Raw genomic sequence first — 14627 nt, 5'->3', positions numbered from 1 at the left:
GCCTTGAATCAGCCTATTTAGACCGTTTCTTCGCCATTTAAGGCGTTATTCCCAGTTTTTAGTGAGATCTCTCCCACTGACGTATCATTTGGTCCGCCCGAAACAGGTTGGCCAGCGTGAATAACATCGCCAGTTGGTTATCGTTTTTCAGCAACCCCTTGTATCTGGCTTTCACGAAGCCGAACTGTCGCTTGATGATGCGAAATGGGTGCTCCACCTTGGCCCGGATGCTGGCTTTCATGTATTCGATGTTGATGGCCGTTTTGTTCTTGCGTGGATGCTGTTTCAAGGTTCTTACCTTGCCGGGGCGCTCGGCGATCAGCCAGTCCACATCCACCTCAGCCAGCTCCTCGCGCTGTGGCGCCCCTTGGTAGCCGGCATCGGCTGAGACAAATTGCTCCTCTCCATGCAGCAGATTACCCAGCTGATTGAGGTCATGCTCGTTGGCAGCGGTGGTGACTAGGCTGTGGGTCAGGCCACTCTTGGCATCGACACCAATGTGGGCCTTCATGCCAAAGTGCCACTGATTGCCTTTCTTGGTCTGATGCATCTGCGGATCGCGTTGCTGCTCTTTGTTCTTGGTCGAGCTGGGTGCCTCAATGATGGTGGCATCGACCAAGGTGCCTTGAGTCATCATGACGCCTGCTTCGGCCAGCCAGCGATTGATGGTCTTGAACAATTGGCGGGCCAGTTGATGCTGCTCCAGCAGGTGGCGGAAATTCATGATGGTGGTGCGGTCCGGCAAGGCGCTATCCAGGGATAACCGCGCAAACAGACGCATGGAGGCGATTTCGTACAGAGCATCTTCCATCGCGCCATCGCTCAGGTTGTACCAATGCTGCATGCAGTGAATGCGCAGCATGGTTTCCAGCGGATAGGGCCGACGACCATTACCGGCTTTGGGATAAAACGGCTCGATGACTTCCACCATGTTTTGCCATGGCAGAATCTGCTCCATGCGGGACAAGAAAATCTCTTTTCTGGTCTGACGGCGCTTACTGCTGAATTCACTGTCGGCGAAGGTAAGTTGATGACTCATGATGAACCCTGTTCCATGGCTCCAGATGACAAACATGATCTCATATCAGGGACTTGTTCGCACCTTCCCTAGATGAAGCAGCGTAAACATAGAGCCCCCAGCACGGGGGCTTTTTTGTTCCCACTCACAAGAGTGCTGGCCAGAAAGGAAACGTGCCGGAAGGCTAGGAAGTTTGCCCTCATTGCTTAACTGGTGAGTGGTGAATGGTGATAGAGCGGTGAAAGGGCGCTGAAAGAGCTTTTGGGTTAAAACGCCCTTAAAAACAGCGGCTTGCGTAATGTGGTGAATGAATGAAAGAACGTTCGCCAAAACTTTGGAAATCATACCAATAGCGCCATATACCACCACTAACCATCAAAAATAAATTTATAGAAAATCTCTTTCACTCTTTCACCAAAACAGCGAAAACCCGGTAATGGCGCGGCTTGTAGCGTGGTGAAAGAACTCTAAATCTATTTCACCATTGTTTCACCCGTTTCACCCGTTTCACCCGTTTCACCATTCACCCCATTAGTTCATAGGTAATGAACCTGCCCACCTTCTGGCTAGCCCTTGCGGCTGCTGGCTTTCCGGCAAATCCATAGCGCACCGATGGCGATAACCCCCAGCATAGCCCCCAACGCGTCAACTTCACCCGCATGTTTTCAGTGGTGCCATGAGGTTCGGGCGGCCGGGATCACTGCTCACTAATGAGCAGTCCATACCGAACCCTGGCAGAGGGGCTGAGAATCCAATGGCTCCCTCATGATAGTCATGCTATTTTTCCCGTTTTTGAAATGGGGTCTTAAATGAAAAAGCTAGTAGCAGTGTCCATCCTATCTATTGCCGTGCTGTCAGGCTGTACTGTGCGCGTTGCTGATATGACTGTTGGCAGCACCAAAAATTACAACATTAACGGCGCTAAGTTCGTTAAGGGTAAACGTGTAACAGGTGAGGATAGCTATCCTGTAGTTCTGTTCCCACTTGGCATCCCCAATGTCAAAACAGCGATGGATCGTGCCATTGAGCAAGATAAATGCACTGTGGGTTTGACTGATGTGGTGGTAACCCAACTGAATCATGCCTTCCTGGTCGGCTCGATTGGATTGCGAGTCGAGGGCGACCAAATCATTGATACAACCCTGCAAGGGTGTGAGAAATAGCGAAAGCTAGAAATAGATGATGAGCCCGCCCACTGAGGCGGGTTTTTTACGCCCGTTTAGTGGAAGCTGCGACCCCCTACACTCCCGCACCTGCAATCCCCTTTCTCTGGCTAGCCATGTGGAGAGTCCAGAAGTGTGCTGTCCCATTGGCTTTCCGTGAGCGCGCATTCCGGCATATCGACCACGGCACGTTGGCCTAGTGATATCCGAAAACCAAGCGTACACCTGTAAGCTGAAATTGAACCTCAGGTTTTATTAGGTTCACCCTTAGTTTTGAGAAGTTCCGCCCTCTTACAAATTATTTCGCCTAGTTGGCGCGCTTTTTGCTTTGGCGTGGCAATCAGCGGGGTTATAATGCGTTATCAAGCAAATAAACAAGCGCCCTTATGAATCACAATGACGATCAAGGCGGCGACTTCATCATTAATTTGGATTGGCTGGCGATGTTTCTTATCGGCTGGCTATCGAATGACACAGCAAGAAGTTTTGAAGTCCTGATCGCCGCGATAATGACACGAGGCCAATGAATATGACCTTCAAAAAAGGTAAATCTGGTAATCCGCACGGTCGCCCACTTGGACGCCGCAGTAATAAACGCCTCGTGGTCGATGCCCTTGTGGCTGCATATGGGAGCGAGGCTAATTACTGGCGCAGCATGGCAGAGCGAAGCAAGACCGATAACAGAACCGCTGAGTTCTTGGGGGAGTTTGTAATTCACCTTACCAAGAATTTAAAAGAGCTCGTTAAGCTGCAATCCTTCACCCTGATTAAGGGAGAGGGCGGCCATTACCTTGGCTTGCCCGACCAGATGATTAATGCAGGGCGGGACGGCGTAATCACCCCGGAGGGCGTTACCAAGCTGCTAGGGCCGCTGGTTGGCTTGCTGAATAGCTACCCACAAGCAGGCGGGCACTTCATCGAGATAGCCGATGCCATGAAGGCCAAAATTCGAGAAATGGAGGCGCAGAAGTGAATAAGCGGCGGCGTCTTTATTTCTTTTTAACGAATCGCGTAGAACCTTGGGCCGGAATAAATGACCCGTTAGTAGTAAACAATCCCTAATAAACAGACGGAAACATAGATCATGAACAGCAATAAAATCCTTAATAGCCTGAATCGCGCCACCTCTATTATCGCGAATGAAAAATCGCGTCACGATGTGCTGCAAGAAATCGACAATGCCATTAAAGAGCTGAATGAACTTCGAGCCAAGGTAGCTGGCGAGAGCCACGGCGTATCTAACAGTTTCGGCGGTGGCTTTGGCGGTGATATTGCCAACCAATACCGAGCTGGGTTCGAGCCCATGCCTGAATGATGGCGATTGCCGCTAATTGTCCGGAATAACTCTTGGCGGCAATAAAAAGGGGCCTGCAATAGGCCCCGATTCAAATAAAAACTAACTACGGCGGAATTATACAGCATGAAGATTAACAGCTTTATTTTTGAATACTACAAGCAGCAACCTGATTACCCATGATTAGCAGTCAGTTACCACGAACTATACTGATCTTACGTACAGTTATCGAGGTGCGAGATCATGGCCAAAAGCAAAATCCAATTCCAGAAAGGCTACAGCCTGTTTGAGTTTCTCAAGGACTATGGCACTGAGGCTCAGTGCGAAAACGCGCTGTTCACTTGGCGTTTTCCTAACGGCTTTGTCTGCCCTGAATGTGCCAACAAGACCTGTTGTCGCCTGAGAAGGCGGCCACGTGTGTGGCAATGCAATCACTGCCGTCACCAGATGTCATTGACTGGAAACACGATTTTCGCAAACACCAAGCTCCCACTGACCAAGTGGTTTCTGGCAATGCACCTGTTGTCACAAACCAAAACAGGCTTGTCAGCGATGGAGCTAAAGCGCCAGTTGGGCGTCAAATATGACACCGCCTGGATGCTCAAGCACAAGCTGCTGCAAGCCATGAAAGAGTCCGATGACAAGCAGCCCATCAGCGGCATCATTCAGCTCGATGATGTCTACTGGGGTGGCGAGCGCCGTGGTGGCAAACGGGGTCGGGGCGCGGCAGGCAAGACGCCGTTTGTGGCAGCAGTGGCCCTGAACAAGGAAGGACATCCAATCAAGATGCGGATGACGGTGGTCGATGGTTTCAAAACCAAGTCCGTTGCTGATTGGGCAAAACGGCATATTGCCAGTGGTAGCGCGGTGATATCCGATGGATTGGCCTGTTTCAAAGCGGTCAAGGAGGCCAATTGTGAGCACCTGGGTGTTGTCACCGGGGGCAACCTGGACTGGCTGGATCATCCGGCATTCAACTGGGTAAACACGATGATAGGAAATGTGAAAAACTCGCTGCGGGGCAGTTGCCATACGCTCGGAGCGAAGCATTTACCAAGGCATCTTGCGGAATACTGCTTCCGGTTTAATCATCGTTTTGACCTCAAGAGCATGTTGGTTGAATTGGGGCATGCAGTCGTGGCAAGCCCTCCGATGCCATATCGGCTCTTGAAGCTGGCTGAGGGTCATGGGTAATCAGGAGCAGCAATGCTCCCCGCAGCCCTTGCACGTGCCAGCTATGCCAGAAGCTAACCAGAGCGTCATGGAGGCCATCCGAGACGAAGCCATAGCCATTGCGACCAAGGCGCAGGCTCAGGGAAACAAAGAGCTCCTAAGAGCATTAGCCACAGTGCCGACCCAGTTCGACGGGCTGACCAAGGAAATCGAGCGCATTGATGCCGAGATTCTGGGGGTTAAGAGCGATCAACTGAAGCGACCAAAGCATGGCCCTGATATGCCGAAGATGGTCAGCTTCGCCAAGCGGATCGGCAAGGTTCACGCCAGCGACCTACTGGCCGAGTGTGGAGACGATCTAGGGGCGCTGCTGGCACTGCTGGAGGTTGTTAAGGGCGGTGATGAGCATTGGGCGGGCGTTGTCCAGGGCAGGCTGACAAACCTTCTCCTGATTACCCATGACCCTCAGCCAGCTTCAAGAGCCGATATGGCATCGGAGGGCTTGCCACGACTGCATGCCCCAATTCAACCAACATGCTCTTGAGGTCAAAACGATGATTAAACCGGAAGCAGTATTCCGCAAGATGCCTTGGTAAATGCTTCGCTCCGAGCGTATGGCAACTGCCCCGCAGCGAGTTTTTCACATTTCCTATCATCGTGTTTACCCAGTTGAATGCCGGATGATCCAGCCAGTCCAGGTTGCCCCCGGTGACAACACCCAGGTGCTCACAATTGGCCTCCTTGACCGCTTTGAAACAGGCCAATCCATCGGATATCACCGCGCTACCACTGGCAATATGCCGTTTTGCCCAATCAGCAACGGACTTGGTTTTGAAACCATCGACCACCGTCATCCGCATCTTGATTGGATGTCCTTCCTTGTTCAGGGCCACTGCTGCCACAAACGGCGTCTTGCCTGCCGCGCCCCGACCCCGTTTGCCACCACGGCGCTCGCCACCCCAGTAGACATCATCGAGCTGAATGATGCCGCTGATGGGCTGCTTGTCATCGGACTCTTTCATGGCTTGCAGCAGCTTGTGCTTGAGCATCCAGGCGGTGTCATATTTGACGCCCAACTGGCGCTTTAGCTCCATCGCTGACAAGCCTGTTTTGGTTTGTGACAACAGGTGCATTGCCAGAAACCACTTGGTCAGTGGGAGCTTGGTGTTTGCGAAAATCGTGTTTCCAGTCAATGACATCTGGTGACGGCAGTGATTGCATTGCCACACACGTGGCCGCCTTCTCAGGCGACAACAGGTCTTGTTGGCACATTCAGGGCAGACAAAGCCGTTAGGAAAGCGCCAAGTGAACAGCGCGTTTTCGCACTGAGCCTCAGTGCCATAGTCCTTGAGAAACTCAAACAGGCTGTAGCCTTTCTGGAATTGGATTTTGCTTTTGGCCATGATCTCGCACCTCGATAACTGTACGTAAGATCAGTATAGTTCGTGGTAACTGACTGCTAATCATGGGTAATCAGGAACCTTCTTGTGGGCTATGACACCACCGAGCGGCTCGCCAAGCTGGAGAGCGAGCGCCGCGGGCTTATCTCGTTCGCCGTGGAGATGCAAGAATCTTTGACGCAAGCGATTGGCAGATCTCATGCACCCCACCTGGTACAGGCAGCAGCCACCGCAAAAATGAACGCGATCCGCTAACTCATAGCCCCCTGCAATAGGGGGCATTGCCAGCCAGGGGATAGAGCATGAGCCAGCCATTAGAAATCACACTCCCAAGCCGTAGAGAGTTCAACGCCGCACTCGCCGACAACCAGCGACTAGACCCGCGAGAACGTGCCGACCTTATAAGGGTGTTTGATTCGCTTGTCGAGTGGCAGGTGAATCCACGCCCCCGTCACTGGTTTGCTCGCAATGGTGGCTTGCAGTTCCTGCCAATGGGGTTGTCGGGCCCACTGGCACAGACCACAGCCTTATTTCATCAGGTGCAGAAACATACACGACCAGCCGCAGTGCCTTACAGTCCAGAGGATACGTGGGCCGCTTGGGGCTATGTGACTCTCTAAGCGCTTTTCCTTGGCAAGCAGACATGAGCCCCGCGAGGGGCTTTCTATTTTGTGGCGGGTTCCGTGTTGGCCGTCAGTGACCAGACAAGAGAGCCGATCCAGCCTAAGACCGTCCGGCCCAACAAGAGATTGAGAGCTGCAATTGCCGTTGCGTTTCGGTACTCTCTGACCACAGCAACAAATAGCTGGATGAAGTGCAGCAGCACGGCCACCAGTAACACGCCGAAAGATTCCATTTCACCACCACCTTAGCCGATTGAATGGGCTTCACTCTAATCAGCTAACTCATAGTTGGGTGCTAATTCTGGATTGGGTGTTTTGCTGGGGGTTAAATCAAAAAAATCACTGCGACATTTATATTTTGTTTTTGAATCAATGGCTTATGCTTATCATTAATTCATTGATTATTAATTGAAATTACGCCGGGACTCACAAGGAGCAAGGCAGCACGACGATGGGACTCTTCAGCAAGACAGGGGCGGTGGCGGCCCTCATATATGCCGCCTCAATCGGAGCAGCACCCTCCCATTATGCAGATATTCGGGTGGCGCCTGATATCAAGGTCGATTTCCAGTTCTATCGGGTATCAGGGTCCGATGTGGCTGCCGTGATGCGCCAGATCACCGCCTTGTCGCCTACTCAGGCAGACGGCCATATCGGCAGGGCCAGCTATCAGCTCTCCTGGCAGTTGCAGACCAGGGCGACCCCGGCGCGCTGCGAACTGGATCAGGCTCAGGTGACGGCCCGCATCCAGGTCAGGGTGCCGAACTGGATGGACAAGGCCAAAGCCTCCGCGGCGGAGCGGCAGAAGTGGGACAAGCTGGTGGCGGCCATGTTCGACTACGAGAGCCGCCACAAGGATATATTGCTCGAAAGCGTCAGCCAGCTCGGCATCCGGCTCGCCCAGTTGCCCGTCGCCCAGGATTGCGCCGTCTTGCAGCATCAGGGCTGGCAGCAGGGGCAGGCGGTGCTGGAGGCGACCCGGGATCGATTCGCCACCCTGGCGCAGCAGACCGATCGGGGGCGCAAGCTCGGGGTCAGCTGGCCAGAGGGCAGCTGACCGTCATCGCCAATAAAAAACGGGCTTCCCTTGTGGAAGCCCGTTTTGTTTGAGGTCCAACCTGGGTTGGGATCAGGACGCCGGATCGCGCAGCGGCTTGCCCTTGCGCAGCCTGCGCACCCAGTAGCGGGCCGGATGCAGCGCCTCCAGCAGATCGGCAGCCAGCGGCAGCGGATCACCGCAGATCTCGCTCGCGACCAGCTCACCGCAGAGGGGCGCCGAGCACAGACCCCGGGAGCCGAGGGCGCCCAGCACATAGAGACCGGCGTGCAGGGGCAGCGCGCGCTGCTGATCAGCGGGGGCCTTAGGGTCTTGATCCGCCAGGCTTGCCAATCTGGCGACGGGGCCTGCCACCGGCAGGTGATCCCGGCTGGCGCAGCGAACGCCGACCCGCGCCTCGTTGCCGCTCACGTCCACCTCGGCAGGCCAGCTTTGATCCGTCAGGCAGGCTTGCAGCCGTGCCTGGTTCTGAGCCTGCTCCTCGGCACTGAATGCGAGGGTGCTCTGGTTGCGGCCATAGCTGGCCCCGATGCAGTGCGCTCCGTCGTGGGCCGGGGTGAGGTAGCCGTCGTAGCAGAGCACAGTTCTGAGCTGGCCTAACCGCGCCGTGGTCGGCACATGGCTCACCTGACCGCGCACCGGGTAGAGCGGCAGCTCGGCAAAGGGGATGAGTGCAGGCAACTGATGGCCGGCAGCCACCACCAGGTTGGGGGCCTGCCACTGGCGGCCATCTTGGCTCTCCACCTGCCAGACGTCTGCCAGCTCGCTGATGGTGCTCACCGGTGTGTGGTACTCAAGGCGCAGCAGACCGCTGGCTTGCGCTTCTTTCAGGGCGGCGCGGGTGAGATCCGCCGGGCAGAGCCAGCCTCCCAGGGGGTAGCTGACGCCACCGTGGTCGCAGGGCAGGCCGACCACCTGCTCAACTTCCGAGACAGAGAGTGGGTGCATCAGCTCGGGGGGGAAGGGGCCCTGACCCATCTTGGCGAGCTTGGCGGCGGACTTGTCGTCGTAGCCAAGCTGGGTGACGCCGCACAGCGAGAAGGCCACGGGATGGCGCGCAGCCAGGGCCAGCAGCCGCTGGCGGGCATAGCCGAAGGCCAGGGAATAGAAGCGTGACAGGGCGTCGTGCTCCCCGTTAAGCAGCGGATAGAGCGCCCCCTGCCGGTTACCGGAGGCGCCGGTGGCAGGCTCGCCATCTTCACACAGCAGGGTCACCTTGCGACCCCGCTCCACTAGGGAGAGCGCCGTCATGGCCGAGGCGATGCCGCCGCCGATGATCAGCACCTCGCCGTCCCGGCCGGCGGGGCGGGCATACCAGGGGGAGATGGTCTGCTCGGGCACTTTGCCCTCCCGCCTCCCTGCCAGCATCTCCCGCTTGCTGCCGTGCCCCTTCACCTTCTTCATGGCAAAGCCGACGTCAATCAGACCGCGGCGCACGAAACCGGCGCAGGTAAAGGTCGAGAGGGTCGCGCTGGGGCGAGCGAGGCGAGCGAGGCCATCGAACAGCGCTTGTGTCCACATCTCGGGATTCTTGGCAGGCGAGAAGCCATCCAGATACCAGGCATCAACCAGACCTTGGGGGCCGTGAGGCACCTGAGGCAACATCTCCTTGATGTCGCCAAGCCAGAGATCGAGGCGGATGCGGCCGCCGGCAAAAATGAGGCGATGGCAGCCGGAGACCGGCAGCGGCCATTGCTCGATGAGAGGCTGGCTAAGGTGCGCGAGCTCGGGCCAGGCCGCTAAGGCCTTGCAGAGATCCGCCTGGGCCAGGGGGTATTTCTCGAAGCTGATGAAGTGCAGGTGCGAGCCGTTGCCGGATTGGGGGGCCTGTTCCAGGAAGGCGGCCATTGTCGCCAGAAAGTTAAGACCTGTGCCGAAACCTGTTTCGCCAATCACGAAACTGTCACTATCGTGGTGCGAAAATCGTGCCGGTAGGTGATTTTGCAATAAAAAGACGTAGCGGGTTTCACTTAGACCGTTATCATTGGAAAAGTACACATCCCCGAACTCACTGGAGACTGGAGTTCCCGCTTCATTCCAGTCCAATCGGGCATGATGTAAGGATGTTTGACTCACGTTTTCCTCTGCTCGCGTCATAAATTCGCGGGCATTCTACGTGAAAGCAGACCAGTTTGGCAGCCGAAAGCGGGTAGACTCGGTGCCAGTTTTTCCAGACGAGATGAATTAATGAGAAGAGCAGTGATCACCGGTATCGGCGTCATCTCCAGTATCGGCAACAACAAGGAAGAGGTGCTGGCCTCCCTGAAAGCAGGCAAATCCGGCATCACCTATTCCGAGCAGTTTGAACAGTACAATCTGCGCAGCCGTGTCTGGGGTAACATCAAACTCGATCCGTCTGAACTGATCGACCGTAAAGTCATGCGTTTCATGGGTGACGCCGCGGCCTATGCGTACCTCTCCATGCAGCAGGCTATCGCTGACGCGGGTCTGCCAGAGGATCAGGTCTCCAACGAGCGTACCGGGATAGTGGTCGGCTCCGGCGGCGCCTCCGGCAAGAACACCTCGGAGTCTGCGGACATCGCCCGTGAGAAAGGGGTCAAGCGTGTGGGTCCCTACATGGTGCCGCGTACCATGTCCTCCACCACCTCTGCCTGCCTGGCCACCCCGTTCAAGATCAAGGGTGTCAACTACACCATCAGCTCCGCCTGCGCCACCTCTGCCCACTGCATCGGTCACGCACTGGAACTGATCCAGCTTGGCAAGCAGGACATCGTCTTCGCCGGCGGCGGCGAGGAGCTGGACTGGTCTTCCACCATCCAGTTCGATGCCATGGGCGCCCTCTCCACCAAGTACAACGACACCCCGGAAAAGGCGTCCCGTACCTATGATGCGGACCGCGATGGTTTCGTCATCTCCGGCGGCGGCGGCATCCTGGTGGTCGAAGAGCTGGAACATGCCCTGGCCCGCGGTGCCCACATCTACGCCGAAATCACCGGTTACGGTGCCACCTCCGACGGCTACGACATGGTTGCCCCGAGCGGTGAAGGCGCGGTGCGTTGCATGAAGATGGCGATGCAGGACGTCGGCTCTGTGGATTACATCAACACCCACGGCACTTCGACTCCGGTCGGTGATACCAAGGAGCTGGAAGCCATCCAGACCCTGTTTGGCAGCAATGCGCCCAAGCTCTCCGCCACCAAGGCGATGACGGGCCATGCCCTTGGCGCCGCCGGTGTGCACGAGGCCGTCTACTCCCTGCTGATGATGGAACACGGCTTCATTGCCCCCAGCATCAACATCGAGAACCTGGACGAGAAGGCCGTGGGTCTGCCCATCGTACGCGAGTACGAAACGGCCGATCTCAATACCGTCATGTCCAACAGCTTCGGCTTTGGCGGTACCAACGCTTCCCTGGTGTTCAGCAAGTTCAAGGCTTGATGAACCGATGAAGTGAAAAAAAGGCGCCGCAAGGCGCCTTTTTATTGGGCTTTAACTGGGCCTCAGGCCGGTTCGGCCAGGGGCAGGCGCATATAGACGGCGTCTTCGCCGTACTCCTCCAGGGACTTGGGGGTCTTGGCTGGCACGAAGCCCTGCTTGCGCCAGAAGGCGGGGGCATCCTGCACCGCCACCAGACCTGCATGGCGATACCCTTCTCGACTCGCGAAATCGAGCGCCGTGGCCAGCAGTTGCTGCCCGACGCCCAGACCTCGGGCCTCGCCACTGACCGCGAGATCGTGCAGATAGAACTCTTCATGACCGGCCAGCGCCTTCATCGGCACCGAGAGGGGCGGGGGCTGGTGGGCGCGCCAGGGATGGCAGAGCAGGTAACCGAGCACCCGGCCCTGACGCTCGGCGACCCAGCAACAGGCGGGGGCGAGTTGTGCCTTGTTGCTCATCACCTCGAGGGGCTCGGGCTCCAGCTGGTGGTAGCACTCGCTCTGAATGGTCATGATGGCGGGCCAGTCGAGGGGCCGTATGGTTCTTATCTTGATCATCGTACTGGAGGGCGCGTGCCCCTGGTCAACCCTTGAAAGAAGGTGGTCAGCATAACCCAGGGGGCGTGCAAATTGAACCGCAGCCCCTCGTGGCTCAGCGAGCGGCCTCTTTGCTCACCACCTTGATCAGCTGATAGCGCACCGAGGAGGCGTCTGCCGGCACGTCGGTGAGCTGTTCGGTACGCACTTCCAGTTGATAGCGGAAACCAGGCTCAAAGGTGAAACCTTCGATCTGCTGGTAGAAGAGGGTCCAGCTCTCGCCAGGCTGGCTGCGCACCTGCATGCACTTCATGGGGGCGACACCGACGCAGTCGGCCAGCTTGTCCTGGATATACAGGGTCTCTGTGGCCGGGGTGCTCTGGCAGGCGCTGAGCAACAAGGCGGAGCAGAGGAGCAGGGGAGCTTTCATGATGGGTGTCCTTGGCGTAAAAGGGCGCGATTAGACCCTCAAATGAAAAGGCGGTCAATGACCGCCTTTGTAACAAACCATGACAACTCGCCGGATCAGCGCTGATCAAGCGGAGTGAAATCCCGTTGGGCCAGGCCGGTATAGAGCTGACGCGGACGGCCGATCTTCTGGTCCGGATCCGAGTGCATTTCGTTCCAGTGGGCAATCCAGCCGATGGTGCGGGAGATGGCGAAGATCACGGTGAACATGGACATGGGGATGCCGATGGCCTTCATGATGATGCCGGAGTAGAAGTCCACGTTCGGGTAGAGCTTCTTCTCGATGAAGTAGGGGTCGGAGAGCGCGATGCGCTCCAGCTCCATGGCCACGTCCAGCAGCGGATCCTTGATCTGCAGCTCGGTCAGTACCTCGTGACAGGTTTCGCGCATCACGGTGGCACGGGGGTCGTGGTTCTTGTAGACCCGGTGGCCGAAGCCCATCAGACGGAAGGGATCGTTCTTGTCCTTTGCGCGGCCGATGTACTCGGGAATACGGTCAACCGAGCCGATCTCCTCGAGCATTTTGAGGCAGGCTTCATTGGCGCCGCCGTGGGCCGGACCCCACAGGGAGGCGATCCCCGCAGCAATACAGGCAAACGGGTTGGCACCGGAGGAGCCGGCCAGACGCACGGTGGAGGTGGAGGCGTTCTGTTCGTGGTCCGCATGCAGGGTGAAGATGCGATCCATGGCGCGCTCGACGATGGGGTTGACCTTGTACTCTTCGGTCGGCACACCAAACATCATGTGCAGGAAGTTGCCGGCATAGGAGAGGGCGTTGCGCGGCTGCATGAAGGGTTGGCCGATGGAGTACTTGTAACACATGGCGGCCAGGGTCGGCATCTTGGAGAGCAGACGGAAGGCGCAGATCTCGCGATGCTCTTCGTTGTTGATGTCGAGGGCATCGTGATAGAAGGCGGACAGGGCGCTGACCACACCGCACATGATCGCCATGGGGTGGGAGTCACGGCGGAAGCCGCGGAAGAAGAAGGCGATCTGCTCGTGCACCATGGTGTGGCGGGTGACCAGGCGTTCAAATTCCGCGTATTGCGTCTTGGTGGGCGCCTCGCCGTACAGCAGGATGTAACAGACTTCCAGGTAACTGGCCTGGGTGGCCAACTGGGCGATGGGATAACCACGGTGCAGCAAGACACCCTGATCTCCGTCAATATAGGTAATGGATGATTTGCAAGCACCGGTGGCCATAAAGCCGGGGTCGAAGGTGAAGTACCCTTGCGCGCCCAGTTTTCTGACATCGATTACATCGGGTCCAACAGTACCGGACAGGATCGGTAGTTCTACCGGCTCTTTTCCGGGCAGATGTAGGGTGGCTATCTTATCAGCCATAGCACGTCTCCTTTGCTCTTTTATAATTTGGTTCCAGTCCTACTTTATTACGACTTTCATGACGCTGGCAAAGGTTCTTACCCGTACCACGGCGGCTGGAGCGCCTTATTTGAACCAGAGAACCACCTTCTTGTCAATTTTCCTGAATGATCATTAATGACTTGTTAAACCGGTTGTGAGATCTGGTTTACGGTTTTGGGTTTTCTATGTAGCTAATTGATTGTCATTGGTTAAGGCCGCCGATATACTGCGCCTCGTGGGTGATGGCCGTCGGTGTTTGAAACGCTTTCGCAAAGCCAGATGTGATATCTAAAATGTTATTTTTGGCTTTTCCGAGTTGTTTTGGTAACAAAAACCTAACAAATGCCACTCCTAGCCCTCAAAGCGTGTGAAAACAATAACTAACGTGCTCAATGGAGCTGAGTGGGCAAAGCCGTGAAAAATAAACAGAGACCTGTAAACCTCGACCTGCAAACGATCAGCTTTCCTGTCACCGCCATCGCTTCCATCTTGCACCGTGTCTCAGGGGTTATCACCTTTGTGGCGCTGGCCATCTTGCTGTGGATGCTTGGTACTTCACTCTCCTCTCCCGAAGGATTTGAAACAGTCGTTGCCATCATGGACAACTTCCTGGTCAAGTTCGTGTTGTGGGGGATCCTGACTGCGCTGGCATACCACATAGTGGGCGGCCTGCGTCATCTGGTCATGGACATGGGGCATTGGGAAGAGCTGGATTCCGCGAATCAGAGTGCCCGGGTGGGCTTCGTGATTACCGGGATTCTGGCGGTATTGGCGGGGGTACTGGTATGGTAACCAATTCTGCAACTTTCGGGCGCAGCGGTGTTCATGATTACATCCTGATCCGCGCCACCGCCCTCATCATGACGGCTTACGTCCTTTATCTGGTGGGCTTTGTCGCCTTCAACGACATTACCTACGAGGTGTGGACCGGCTTCTTCGCCACAACCTTCACCAAGGTCTTCACCCTGCTGACGCTCCTGTGCGTCCTGATCCACGCCTGGATCGGTCTGTGGCAGGTGCTGACCGACTATATCAAGCCGGTCGGACTGCGCGGTGCGCTGCAGTTTGCGCTGGTGGTGGTGCTGTTCGTCTATCTGATGACGGGTTTCGTCGTGCTGTGGGGTGTGTAAG

Annotated in this window: 17 protein-coding genes; 10 read left to right on the top strand and 7 right to left on the bottom strand. The window is 56.4% G+C overall.

Going from position 1 to position 14627, the window contains the following annotated elements; all coding sequences use genetic code 11:
* Positions 1-58: 58 nt before the first annotated feature.
* Entirely contained in the window at positions 59-1039 is a 981-nt protein-coding gene (locus KI797_RS11640) for an IS5-like element IS5 family transposase (protein ID WP_026141915.1), read from the bottom strand.
* Between the two features lie 788 nt (positions 1040-1827).
* Here KI797_RS11640 and KI797_RS11635 point away from each other — a divergent pair.
* The 5 genes from KI797_RS11635 to KI797_RS11615 all read left to right on the top strand — a co-directional run bounded on the left by KI797_RS11635 (position 1828) and on the right by KI797_RS11615 (position 5192).
* A complete protein-coding gene (locus tag KI797_RS11635) occupies positions 1828-2181 on the top strand; it encodes a hypothetical protein (RefSeq protein ID WP_134697098.1) in 354 nt (117 codons plus the stop codon).
* A gap of 523 nt (positions 2182-2704) precedes the next feature.
* Positions 2705-3154, top strand: a complete 450-nt coding sequence (locus KI797_RS11630; protein WP_226169408.1) for a hypothetical protein — start codon at positions 2705-2707, stop codon at positions 3152-3154.
* Positions 3155-3265: 111 nt separating this feature from the next.
* Positions 3266-3496 (top strand): hypothetical protein, encoded by a 231-nt coding sequence (locus tag KI797_RS11625; RefSeq protein WP_226169406.1) that lies wholly within the window; start codon positions 3266-3268, stop codon positions 3494-3496.
* A gap of 222 nt (positions 3497-3718) precedes the next feature.
* Positions 3719-4669 (top strand): IS1595-like element ISKpn3 family transposase, encoded by a 951-nt coding sequence (locus KI797_RS11620; RefSeq protein WP_005342491.1) that lies wholly within the window; start codon positions 3719-3721, stop codon positions 4667-4669.
* A gap of 43 nt (positions 4670-4712) precedes the next feature.
* Positions 4713-5192 carry a hypothetical protein gene (locus KI797_RS11615; RefSeq protein WP_226169404.1) on the top strand — a complete coding sequence of 160 codons (480 nt, stop codon included), beginning with the start codon at positions 4713-4715 and terminating at the stop codon, positions 5190-5192.
* Here the strand turns inward: KI797_RS11615 and KI797_RS11610 are convergent.
* Positions 5101-6051, bottom strand: coding sequence for an IS1595-like element ISKpn3 family transposase (locus KI797_RS11610; RefSeq protein WP_005342491.1), 951 nt, complete (start codon positions 6049-6051; stop codon positions 5101-5103). The genes KI797_RS11615 and KI797_RS11610 overlap by 92 nt on opposite strands.
* Positions 6052-6135: 84 nt before the next feature.
* Between KI797_RS11610 and KI797_RS11605 the strand changes: the two genes are divergently transcribed.
* A complete protein-coding gene (locus tag KI797_RS11605; RefSeq protein ID WP_226169402.1) occupies positions 6136-6303 on the top strand; it encodes a hypothetical protein in 168 nt (55 codons plus the stop codon).
* A gap of 409 nt (positions 6304-6712) precedes the next feature.
* On the opposite strand, the gene KI797_RS11600 is transcribed toward KI797_RS11605, so the two are convergent.
* The gene (locus tag KI797_RS11600; protein ID WP_226169400.1) at positions 6713-6904 is read right to left on the bottom strand and encodes a superinfection immunity protein; all 192 of its coding nucleotides are present in this window, start codon (positions 6902-6904) and stop codon (positions 6713-6715) included.
* Positions 6905-7122: 218 nt separating this feature from the next.
* On the opposite strand from KI797_RS11600, the gene KI797_RS11595 reads away from it, so the two are divergent.
* Positions 7123-7728, top strand: coding sequence for a DUF922 domain-containing protein (locus KI797_RS11595; RefSeq protein WP_161507268.1), 606 nt, complete (start codon positions 7123-7125; stop codon positions 7726-7728).
* 72 nt (positions 7729-7800) lie between these two features.
* On the opposite strand, the gene mnmC is transcribed toward KI797_RS11595, so the two are convergent.
* Entirely contained in the window at positions 7801-9825 is a 2025-nt protein-coding gene (mnmC, locus tag KI797_RS11590) for a bifunctional tRNA (5-methylaminomethyl-2-thiouridine)(34)-methyltransferase MnmD/FAD-dependent 5-carboxymethylaminomethyl-2-thiouridine(34) oxidoreductase MnmC (protein ID WP_226169399.1), read from the bottom strand.
* Positions 9826-9915: 90 nt separating this feature from the next.
* Between mnmC and fabB the strand changes: the two genes are divergently transcribed.
* Positions 9916-11127, top strand: a complete 1212-nt coding sequence (gene fabB, locus KI797_RS11585; protein ID WP_041205911.1) for a beta-ketoacyl-ACP synthase I — start codon at positions 9916-9918, stop codon at positions 11125-11127.
* 62 nt (positions 11128-11189) lie between these two features.
* Here the strand turns inward: fabB and KI797_RS11580 are convergent, their stop codons facing one another.
* From KI797_RS11580 to KI797_RS11570, 3 genes are all read right to left on the bottom strand, one after another.
* Positions 11190-11684, bottom strand: coding sequence for a GNAT family N-acetyltransferase (locus KI797_RS11580; RefSeq protein WP_005326918.1), 495 nt, complete (start codon positions 11682-11684; stop codon positions 11190-11192).
* Positions 11685-11778: 94 nt separating this feature from the next.
* Positions 11779-12093: a DUF4377 domain-containing protein gene (locus KI797_RS11575; protein WP_005326919.1), complete on the bottom strand. Its 315-nt coding sequence runs from the start codon at positions 12091-12093 to the stop codon at positions 11779-11781.
* Between the two features lie 95 nt (positions 12094-12188).
* A complete protein-coding gene (locus KI797_RS11570) occupies positions 12189-13475 on the bottom strand; it encodes a citrate synthase (protein ID WP_161507266.1) in 1287 nt (428 codons plus the stop codon).
* A 423-nt stretch (positions 13476-13898) separates the two neighbouring features.
* Here KI797_RS11570 and sdhC point away from each other — a divergent pair, with 423 nt between their 5' ends.
* Together sdhC and sdhD are read left to right on the top strand one after the other, a co-directional pair.
* Positions 13899-14288, top strand: coding sequence for a succinate dehydrogenase cytochrome b556 subunit (sdhC, locus tag KI797_RS11565; protein WP_025326734.1), 390 nt, complete (start codon positions 13899-13901; stop codon positions 14286-14288).
* Positions 14282-14626, top strand: a complete 345-nt coding sequence (gene sdhD, locus KI797_RS11560; protein ID WP_005326929.1) for a succinate dehydrogenase, hydrophobic membrane anchor protein — start codon at positions 14282-14284, stop codon at positions 14624-14626. Before sdhC ends, sdhD begins: the two co-directional genes overlap by 7 nt.
* The last annotated feature ends 1 nt before the right edge of the window (position 14627 follow it).

Origin of the sequence: Aeromonas media, assembly GCF_020423125.1 — a bacterium.
GTDB classification, from domain to species: domain Bacteria; phylum Pseudomonadota; class Gammaproteobacteria; order Enterobacterales; family Aeromonadaceae; genus Aeromonas; species Aeromonas media.
This window is presented reverse-complemented; position numbering and strand designations above follow the sequence as displayed.